The 10,678-nt window shown below is 45.2% G+C and carries 6 protein-coding genes and 1 riboswitch; of the genes, 3 read left to right on the top strand and 3 right to left on the bottom strand.

All coding sequences use genetic code 11. From position 1 onward, the window contains the following. From AAFP11_RS28175 to AAFP11_RS28185, 3 genes are all read right to left on the bottom strand, one after another. A partial coding sequence (locus tag AAFP11_RS28175) for an AAA family ATPase (protein ID WP_341739997.1) occupies positions 1 to 5,620 on the bottom strand: 5,620 nt, incomplete at its 3' end. A 411-nt stretch (positions 5,621 to 6,031) separates the two neighbouring features. Then, positions 6,032 to 7,489 (bottom strand): precorrin-3B synthase, encoded by a 1,458-nt coding sequence (cobG, locus tag AAFP11_RS28180; RefSeq protein ID WP_341739998.1) that lies wholly within the window; start codon positions 7,487 to 7,489, stop codon positions 6,032 to 6,034. Continuing rightward, a riboswitch (adenosylcobalamin-variant (AdoCbl-variant) riboswitch) is annotated at positions 7,469 to 7,612 on the bottom strand. (Overlaps the previous gene by 21 nt.) 99 nt (positions 7,613 to 7,711) lie before the next feature. Continuing rightward, positions 7,712 to 7,981 (bottom strand): hypothetical protein, encoded by a 270-nt coding sequence (locus AAFP11_RS28185; protein ID WP_341739999.1) that lies wholly within the window; start codon positions 7,979 to 7,981, stop codon positions 7,712 to 7,714. A 299-nt stretch (positions 7,982 to 8,280) separates the two neighbouring features. On the opposite strand from AAFP11_RS28185, the gene cbiE reads away from it, so the two are divergent. From cbiE to AAFP11_RS28200, 3 genes are all read left to right on the top strand, one after another. Next, the gene (gene cbiE, locus AAFP11_RS28190) at positions 8,281 to 9,492 is read left to right on the top strand and encodes a precorrin-6y C5,15-methyltransferase (decarboxylating) subunit CbiE (protein ID WP_341740002.1); all 1,212 of its coding nucleotides are present in this window, start codon (positions 8,281 to 8,283) and stop codon (positions 9,490 to 9,492) included. 372 nt (positions 9,493 to 9,864) lie between these two features. Then, complete coding sequence (locus tag AAFP11_RS28195; RefSeq protein WP_341740000.1) at positions 9,865 to 10,254, top strand: hypothetical protein; 390 nt, start codon at positions 9,865 to 9,867, stop codon at positions 10,252 to 10,254. Between the two features lie 82 nt (positions 10,255 to 10,336). Continuing rightward, entirely contained in the window at positions 10,337 to 10,564 is a 228-nt protein-coding gene (locus AAFP11_RS28200) for a DUF433 domain-containing protein (RefSeq protein WP_341740001.1), read from the top strand. The last annotated feature ends 114 nt before the right edge of the window (positions 10,565 to 10,678 follow it).

The raw sequence follows: 10,678 nt of genomic DNA on the forward strand, positions 1-10,678 counted from the left end.
GACAGCGTTCCCAATAAATTTTAGCAACGCCATCGCCCTGATTCTGATGCCAACACTCTGCAAACAGCCGCCCCGCTTCAGCAAACTTCCCTTCGGAGTAAATCGCCAAAGCTTCCGCAAACAATTCCAGCGTGGCTAACTTACCATCTTTGATTTCTGGGCGATCGCAATCAAACACCTCATAAACCGTCACCGCTTCGGATTTTCCCTTGACTTTTACCGTGTCGAGGCTGCGGATTGCGTACTTCGATGGATTTTCTAAACGCGAATAAGTTTCCTGGGTGATTAACAGCGACACCCCATAATTTTTCGTCAATCCCTCCACGCGAGAAGCTAAATTCACCGCATCGCTGATGACTGTCCCGTCCATGCGATTTGGTCCTCCCACCGTTCCCAGCATCAAAGAACCCGTATTAATCCCAATTCCAATCTTAATCGGGGCATAACTAGAATGAGCGCGATTTTGATTGTATTCAAGAAGACGATTGAGCATGGCAATTCCCGCGTTTACGGCATTATTCGCATCTCCGCTAAACAGCGCCATAATCGCATCGCCAATATATTTATCAATAAACCCATTATTTTGATTAATGACGGGTTCCATGCGACTGAGATAGGAATTGATAAATCTGAAATTATCCTCCGGTGTCATACTTTCCGAAAGCGTGGTGAAGTCGCGAATATCGGAAAACAACACCGACATTTCCAACTGCACTTGGTCGCCCAATTCCACATCAATGATGCTTGATTTATCTAAAAATTTGAGGAATTGACTGGGGACGAAACGCTCGTAAGCTTTATTGAGTTGAGCCAGCATCTTCTCACTTTCGCGTACTTCTGTATAAAGCTTAGAATTTTGAATCGAAATAGCCGCCTGTCCAGATAATACTTTTAATAATTCCACTCTTTCTGGCGTAAAAGCTCCTGCTGTCAGATTATTTTCCAGATAAACAATACTAACGATTTGAGATTGATTAATCAGCGGCACACATAAAATTGATTTAGGCTGATGCTTTTGGATATATGGATCGTTAGTAAATTGTCCCTCCTTCACAGCATCATCTAGTACCACACTTTCTTGAGTGCGGGCGACATAATTCACAATCGCAGAGGAAAGTTCTTGACAATTATCAACTAAGATTGACTGTAAGACGGTGACGCTAGCGCCATCAGTTGTCCCTTCAGCTTCAATTAACAGTTGTTCCTGGCTTGACAAAATCAGATATCCCCTTTGCGCCCCTGCATTTTCAATCAAAATTTTCATCAAACTAGACAGTAGCTTATCCAGCAATATTTCGCCGGAAATCGCCTGAGAAGCTTTCATGACTGCGGTGATATCTACGTGATTACCCGAACCCGTAGTTGTCATGGATACGCTAGTTTGAGTGTTTTTCCTTCCCGGTTGAGTTACCTTCAATAACTGGGGATATCGCGTTTCTAAATCCTTTACCTTAGCAGTGGCTCCCCATTGGACATAACCATAATAGGCATCAATCATATAGATTTGGGCAAATTTTTCTTTGCCCCATTCTAGATAGAACTTGGCGGCTAGTTCATTGGCTAGGGCTTCTTCGTTGAGAAATTGATTTTCTTGAGCGAGGGAGATAGCGCGATCGTACAATTCGATCGCCTCAACTTTATTGCCGAAAATCCGCTGCTTTTCTGCCTCCACTAAATACCATTTATGCAGATAATTCATGGGAGCATTTTGCGCCCATTGGTGCAGAGTGATTTGATGAGTTTCCACTAAGGCAAGAATTTCTGCTTGCTCAATTTCTGGGTGAGTGGGAAAGAGTGCTAAGTGCGTCAGGGCGGCGTAGAAATGGAAAATGGGGAAAAAAATCAATCCCGATACTGACATCAAATACGGCTTGACTTGGGCAATGTGGCTTAGGGCCGCCGGATAATTGCCAAAGAAGTAAGCAAGCATCAGTTTATATGTGTAGACAATAGCAATCATAGTTAAGTTATTGTCCTGATGATGTTTAGGAATCATCACTGTTTCATTGTAGGCATGGCCGATTAGACAATCCGGTGTACTTACAGTTTCCCTCAAGTTTTTCGTTGTCTGCCACGTTATATCTAAAATAATCTGGGCAGAATATTGCTTCACTTGAGCGAACGCAGCACTGTAATCTGCTAGTTCGGCTTCCCAAGTATCTATTTCTACTCCACCACACAAAGTGCCCTCAAAGCAAACGGTTAGGTTATAGCCAGCGTATAGAAAATCGCCAGTTTCCATGCCAGCCATATACCCATCTTTACTCATTGGTATCGTTGCCCTAAGAGCTTCTTGGTGATGCTGAATCCAGCTACTAAATACAGCTATAATCATGCACTTAAATTCCGGTGCATTAAACCGATCGAGTAAATTCAATGCCAATTTACCAAAGCCATAGCCAGTTTTGACATCTCCCAAAAAAGAACATAGCACCACACCGTGAATCAAATACCCCACCGTCGATGCAGGTGAATTCCCAAACTGGAGCGATAAACTCACCATCGTGGAGCTCAGTAGTGGCGTTAAACTCGGCATGGCTTGAATAATCGGCGACCATAATATTCCTAATATTGGCATGGCTGCTTGAATCTGAAGATCGGTCATTACGGGCAAGTTAAGTAGTTCCTCAATCCTTCTGTCTTGGAGTTGTCTGGTAAGGCTCTGTAGCGCTAGATCTATCTTAACTTGTTCGGATTCGTTAGGGAGTTCAACTCCCAATTGCGCCAGTGCATCTCTGCCTACTGCGATCGCCTCCAACATCTTGTTCTGGGCTGTCTGGGCTGTCATTAAAATTTCGTAAGTTTTAACTTTGTCTAAAATTGTCTGGGCTTTCTCCAACACCTCTGCTGCTATTTGCTCCATATCATCAAAGTCAGCATTCAAATAGGCAACTTCGACAGCAGCAACATAAAGATTTAATGTCAATTCATATTGACTTTGCCAACAGTTATCTGTCAGTAACTCTATCCCTATTTGCAAATAAACTTTTGCCGCAGCGTAAGCGGTAGAATTTCTAGCTTTCTGTCCAGCTTTTAAGTTAAGTTGTGCTAAGGCCTCCCGCTCATTTGCTTGGGCGATTAACTCCTGCCCCAAATTCAAATGCTCGACAATATCAAACAGTTTTTCCTCTCTTTCCATCTCTGAGGAACTTTGTAGCAGCAATTGTCCTATTTTGAGGTGAGTGGCTGGTGTCTGGCGATCGGGAATCAATGAATAAGCCGCTTGCTGGACGCGATCGTGTAGAAACCGATAAATTGGATTGGTAATAGAATCAGTCTTGAATTGAGCCTCTGTTGGAATAAAAAGCTTATAGTTTTCCTGAATCGGTAAAATGAGTTCTTCTTCCAAAGCTTTCCAGAGTGATAATGCCGTTTGTTTTGGTAATTCTTCACTGACAACTGCCAATGTATCTAAATCAAACTGCGCTCCAATACAAGCCGCCAACTTGAGGACATCCTGAGTTTCTTGGGGCAACTTCTGCAATTGCGCCGCCATAAACTCCACTACATCCGAGGCGTGAGTCAGTCTAGCTTGAGCAATATCGCACTGCCAATGCCCTTTACTTCCCCCCTTGCTAAGGGGGGACTCCCCTTTACTTCCCCCCTTGCTAAGGGGGGACTCCCCTTTACTTCCCCCCTGACTAAGGGGGGACTCCCCTGTACTTCCCCCCTGACTAAGGGGGGACTCCCCTGTACTTCCCCCCTGACTAAGGGGGGACTCCCCTGTACTTCCCCCCTTAGTCAGGGGGGACTCCCCTGTACTTCCCCCCTTACTAAGGGGGGACTGAGGGGGGTCAAAAGTAATTAGTCCATCATCATGTAATGCCTTCAGAAATTGAGTCGAGAAAAAAGGATTACCCTGAGTTTTTTGAGCGACTAATTCTGTCAAGGGTTGAGCCAAAGATAAATCGCAAATCAACGTATCTGCTACCAATTGATTCAGATCTGCTAAACTCAATGGTTGTAACATCATAGTATTCACCACTGCCCCAGACTTAATAATCTCATTTACCGTCAACATAAACGGATGAGTAGGCGATACTTCATTATCCCGATAAGCACCCAAAACTAACAGATGCCCCCTATCCTCCATTAATAGTTGTAGCAACTTCAAAGATGCCGAATCTGCCCACTGCAAATCATCCAAAAATATCACTAAGGGATGTTCGGCGGTGGTAAATACTTGCACAAAATTCTGCATCAGCAAATTGAAGCGATTTTGTGCTGCACTCCCCGATAATTCTATTGCTGGATGTTGAGCGCCAAGGATGCGTTCTAATTCAGGAATCACCTCAATTAAGACTTGCCCATTATTGCCTACTGCGGTGAGCATCTTGGTTTTCCATATTTGTAATTGAGCATCGGATTCTGATAATAATTGCCCCATTAAATCCCGAAAAGCTTGGACAAACGCTGAGAAAGGAATATTGCGCTGAAATTGGTCGTATTTGCCTTTAATAAAATAGCCCTGTTGTTTGGCGATCGGCTTATGAACTTCGTTTACTAATGCGGTTTTACCAATCCCAGAAAAGCCAGCGACTAGCATCAGTTCACTGCCGGATAAATTCGCTTCCTCCCCTAGGGCGGGCACGCACCATCCACCGCCCCTACTCAGGGGGGAGTCGGATGAAGCCCCCCTTAATAAGGGGGGTTGGGGGGATCGTCCTGATGCAACTCGTTCAAAGGCTGCTAATAGATTGGAAACTTCAGTTTCTCTACCGTAGAGCTTTTCGGGGATCAGGAAACGGTCTGTAATATCCCGCTTTCCCAAGGCAAACTGCTCAATGTTACCCGTTGCTTGTAATTGAACGAGACAATTTTCTAGATCGTGCTTCAATCCTAATGCAGTTTGATAGCGGTTTTCCGCATTCTTCGCCATCAATTTAATAACTATTTGGGAGATAATCAGAGGAATTTTTGGTTCGATTTCCTGCGGGGGAACTGGCTGTCTGGCAATGTGGCAGTGAACCAACTCTAAAGTATCTTCTGTCTCGAAAGGCAGTTTTCCTGTCAGCAATTCGTAAAATGTGATACCAAGCGAGTAAAAATCAGCCCGGTAATCGAGAGTACGATTCATTCTCCCGGTTTGTTCTGGTGAGATGTAAGCGAGGGTTCCTTCCAGGATGCCGGGGTTTTTCAGAGTCGGTGTTTCTCTGCTTAGCTGAGTGGAAATGCCAAAGTCAATAATTTTTAATTGTTCCGTTTTCGGGTTGTAAACAATATTTGAGGGGTTAATATCTTTATGAATAATATTGGCGATGTGAATTTGCCCTAAAGTTTCAGTTGTGGCGATCGCAATTTGCAGAAACTCCTTTAGGCTAAACTGACGCTGCTGCATCAATATTTTCAACGATTCGCCGCCAAAGTCCTCCAGAAACATCACGAGGGTGTTTTGGTATTTTTGCAAGTCATAAACTTGCACGACTCCCGCCTCTTTCAACTTTCGGGTAATGCGGTATTCGGTGCGGTAGCGCACCAATTCTTGAGGTGTGGGGTAACTTTCTTTGAGAAGTTTGAGGATAAGTGGCTGGTTATCTGCTTCCCGAATGGCCCGGTAAACGAGGGAGTTGGCACTTTCATAGAGAAGTGTTACAACGGCTACGCCTGGAATGGAGAGCATATTGATTTTTTTGCGAAAAATTAACGCGAAGTCAAAACGCACCATATTTGTGTCAATAATAGCGCGTTAGAAGGATTTTAGGGACGCGCGGCCAAAAACCCGGTTTCTGCGTCAATATATCTCGGATCTATCGACGATTTTTCAGAGAAACCGGGTTTTTTGCGTCTAGGACTATTGGTAAAAGCCGATCGAGCAGACTCAAGCCGGAAACTGGAAATTGATTAACCGGAGTCGCTCTTAAACCATTGCTGCAATTGGTCGATCGCACTTCGATCTACAAATTCGCCCAAGGATTTGGTGTAGATTTCTGTTCCGTCTTTAATATAGTCAAGCATTATTTAAAACTGGATCTTTTTTGAATGAACCGCGAAGGCGCTAAGGGCGCGAAGGAAGAAAGAGGAAGAAAGAGGTTCACTTGTGGTTTGGTTTTTTGGGGTTAAGCAATTGCTGCAATTGGTCGATCGCACTTCGATCTACAAATTCGCCCAAGGATTCGTCGGGCGATCGCAATTGTTGATATATTCGTAGCATTTGGGCGATCGAACTCGATATCTGATCCACACTCACGCCCTGGAAAATTTGTCGCCCAAAGGGTGAGTCTGTTTTACCTGCGTAAATGTCGTAACCTGCGATCGTCTCGTTTTGTTGTTTTATCTGAATTCCCACTAACGTTATATCAATGGGAGAATGTTGGGCGCAGGATTTTTCGCAGCCGCTGAAATGAATGTTAATTGGGCGATCGATCTTTAATTTTTGCCCTAAATCCTGCACCATTGCTAGGGCGTGACTTTGGGTATCTGTCATCGCCAATGCACAGCCAGTGTTGCCGGCACAAGCAACTAAACATGAGTCTAGATTGGTTCCGGATGAGTGCAATCCCAAACGGGCGATCGACTTTTCGAGTTCGCTAAGGCGGTGGTTCGGGATGTCAGAAATCAACAGATTTTGCCAAGGCGTGAGCCTCAGAGTGCCTCCGCCGAAGTTTTGGGCTGAATTTGCCAAATCTCGCAGTTGTTGCGATTTTAGCCAGCCTAGGGCCAGGGCGATGCCGATGTAGGAGAAACCGGATTGTTGTTGGGGGTGAATGCCGAGATGTTGGTAATTGGCTAGGGATTTTTCAGACGGAGCGATCGAGCTTTGCTGCAATACAAAGGGTAAATTATGCTGTATCTGTTCGAGATATTTTTCCACACCCCAATCTGCCAGCAGGTGACGTAAACGCGGTTTTTTTCCCTCTATTCGAGGCTGATTTTTGGTATATTCCAGATATGTGTTAGCCAGGGCTGCTAATACAGATATAGATTGCGATTTTTTAATTGTAATTCCTGTATCCTCGCCGTTTAAATGCAGGGAAAACAATATTTCTGAATCGACGACCGATTTGCCGCATACCGCTAATAAAATATCGTTGCGAATAGCGCGGATAGAAACCGATTCTCCGCCGTCAAAACCTACACTGAATTTAGGCGAAAGTTCCGACAGTTCGGGATGGGTTTGCAGATAATTATCCCAATCTGTAACTAGGGGGCGAGTATCGAGTAACGATTGGCGATCGATACCTGCTGTCGGACTGGCCATAATATTGCGAATCGGGTCAATTTCAACTAAGCGAGATGCTAATCCCAATGCTTGCAAATTCTGCCAGACTTCAGCAGAAATTGCCGAGTTCAAGTTTCGGATTTGCAAATTCGCGCGATTTGTTACTTGCACGTAGCCCGTACCGTATCGATCGACTAAATCCGCGATCGCCCCACACTGCGCTACATTTAAAATTCCCCCCGGAATCCGCATCCTCGATAATATTCCATCTCTGGCTCTGGAACCAGAAAATAAGCCCGGACAAGTCGGTAATTCATTCAAAACTAACAAAGAAACTCCTCCCCGTGCGACGCAGGGAATCTCAATTGACACTCCTGAAAGCGGCATTCTGACTTTCACAGTTGCGGCACAGCGCCGGAATTGCACCGGACTTTCCCGCTTTCAGGTTTAAAAAAGGTATCACATTTTTGCACCCCAAAACCAAAACCCTCAATTTTCTTAACAAATTCCCCCTCGCCTAATTGCCTTGAGTAATGAAAAATCGCCTAGTTTTCAATCAGGTTCCGTAGGGGAGTTAAAACAAAAACAAACCAATGACAAACCAAAGGTAGCCACAGGTAAAATATCTCCAAACATCATTGTATCTTGTTGATATTCCGTCGGCTGAGTTTCTCCCTCGATATTTCTAGGAGTTAAAATTTGTTCCTGAGAATTCACATTATTAGAATTAGTGAAGGCTGGCAATTCATCGGGTTTAACTGGAGAGGTGATGCTGAGAGTAGTCCAGAAAAACATTAAGGTTAAAATATTTAGGTATTTCATAGTAAAGACCCCGTTGTAAGTAATATAAATAAAAGGCTGAACGTTTTAGGTGTTTTGTTTGCCTCTACTTAAACTTTAGGGAAAAAGACGAATTACTAAACAACTAAAAGTGTCACTTTTTCTATGTGGCTTGTATTTGGTGACTTACCTAAATGCTGAAATGGCTGGAAAGCTTGTATCAAGGAAGTTGCCAACCAGGCGATTTAGTTTTTAGCTGTAGTCAATTAGTCAACTGGCTGTTGTCCAATATGCTGGAAATAGATTCATGCTGAGTGGCAAAAATTGCAGGAGTAGGGCTGATGGTAGACAAATGGCTTTCGGTGGTGGGGATTGGGGAAGATGGATTATCGGGATTGAGTTCGATCGCCCGTACCCTGCTCGATCGCGCTCAAGTCGTAGTCGGTGGTGCTCGTCACCTAGCCATGTTACCAACGGACGACACCAGGGAAAAATTGCTCTGGGCTTCACCTTTACAAGCCACAGTCGATGAGATTATCCGTCGCCAGGGAGAGTCGATTTGCGTGCTCGCCAGTGGCGATCCGATGTGTCACGGGATTGGTGTCACCCTGTCGCGCCGGATTCCGATCGCCGAAATGATGATAATTCCCGCAGCATCAGCCTTCAGTCTCATCTGCGCCCGTCTGGGTTGGGCTTTGGCGGAGGTTGAGACTTTCAGTTTGACAAACCGCCCAGTGGCCTCCATCGCCCTTTCTCTATATCCGGGGGCGCGTTTGCTGGTTTTAAGTGCCGATCGACACACTCCGGGAAAGGTTGCTGAATTGTTGACACAGCGGGGGTTTGGTAGCAGTTTGATGACGGTGTTCGAGCGGATGGGAGCGGCTTCGGAACGGCGGATTGAGGGAGTTGCAGCAGCCTGGAATGCACCGGATTTGGCTGATTTGAATGCGATCGCGATTGTAGTTGCAGCCGATCGGGAAACTATGATTTTCCCCCGCACTTCTGGTTTGGCGGATGGTGCCTATCTCCACGACGGACAACTTACCAAGCGGGAGATTCGAGCGGTTACTCTGTCAACCTTAGCGCCAATTCCGGGTGAGTTGCTGTGGGATGTGGGCGCTGGTTGTGGTTCGATCGCCATTGAATGGATGCGGAGTCATCGGGGTTGTCGGGCGATCGCGATCGAACGCCATCCTACTCGACTGCAATACATCGCTGAAAATGCCTCTAATTTGGGTGTTTCGGAACTTCAAATTGTGGCGGGAGAAGCGCCATCAGCTTTGGCAAATTTGCCTCAACCAGATGCTATTTTCATCGGTGGCGGTGTCACCGCAGAAGCTTTACTGGAAACCTGTTGGAATGCTTTGGGTGAGGGCGGCCGATTAGTTGTGAATGCGGTGACTATTGAGAGTGAGTTGAAAGTTTTGCAATGGCATTCTTTACATGGCGGGGAGTTAATTAGAATTGGGATTCAGCGGGTTGGGGCGATCGGTTCTTTTCAGGGTTGGAAGCCGCTTGCACCGGTGACTCAGTGGGCGGTTGTTAAGGGGTAATATCAATTTTGATTTGGATCGGAATGATTTAACCGCAGATTTCTTGTAGAGAAACGGCACTGCCCATTGGTGTCAACTTAAGGTCAAACCGATAGTCAGACAGGGGTTTAAACCCCTGTCTTATAGCGAAAGTCCTCTCAAAGAGGACTGAAGAGTTAGTTGATGTATATTGGTTTGGGGCAAATCGACCGTCGGTTTCAACCGACTTTAGCTATTAGACAGGGGTTTTAACCCCTGGCGGACTTGTGGGATGACTAACGGACTTGGCGGGCTTTCAGCCTTAAGTTGACACCAATGGGCACTGCCGTGTCCTAATTTAGGCTAATAATCATTCCGATGAAGAGCGGATTTGAGATAAAAGGCGATAGAAATATGACACAAGTTCAAAACAAGTTAGCGATTCAGCAAGATATTATTGTGCAGCTTTTGGCACAGTTGACGGTTGACTATCAAAACACTAAATCAGAGCGCAAAGAGATAGCTCTGAGCTATCTTGGTTCCGAGGAAGAGTTTTCGTTTCTGGAGGAGCTTGAGTTAGTGACAGTCAGTATTCGTGGTTATGCTAGTCAGATTGAGACTAGCGCAGGGGTTGAGCATCGCGAGAAAGCGATCGCAGACTTACATCAGCTTCGGGTGTTCGATCGTGTTGCGATCGCTCAGTTTTATGATGAGATGCGATCGGGCTATCTTCAAATGCGGTCTTATATCCGAATGCTAGACTATTTGCGGCTGCTGGTTTTGGAATATTTGCAGATGGAATAGAGAAGGAGTTTGGGAAATAATAGGCATCTTCTGTCCACTACGCTAAGATGAAGGCAGGTTTACATTTTCTGATAATGTCGTTATGACCAGTTCGCTGTCTCCTACAAGCATTTCTCGCTATGTCACCCGCAATCCTGAAGTTTTGCAGGGGGAACCGATTATTGCAGACACTCAAGTTACTGTACGGGATATTGTGGTGTTTTGGAAATCAGGAATCAAGCCTGAAGAAATCCCACAGAAGTTACTGCAACTCGTGACGGCGGCTCAAGTGTTTGATGCGATTAGTTTTTATCACAAAAATTGGGTCTAAAACCCCGTCCTTATAGGACGGCTTTGTTAGCAGAAGTAAAAACATTGAATCTTTTCCATAAAGATATGTGACAACATCAGATAGAACGTTGTCCTACAATATACTAACAGTAGC

The organism is Microcoleus sp. CAWBG640 (assembly GCF_020883015.1).
Taxonomy (GTDB): Bacteria; Cyanobacteriota; Cyanobacteriia; order Cyanobacteriales; family Microcoleaceae; genus Microcoleus; species Microcoleus anatoxicus.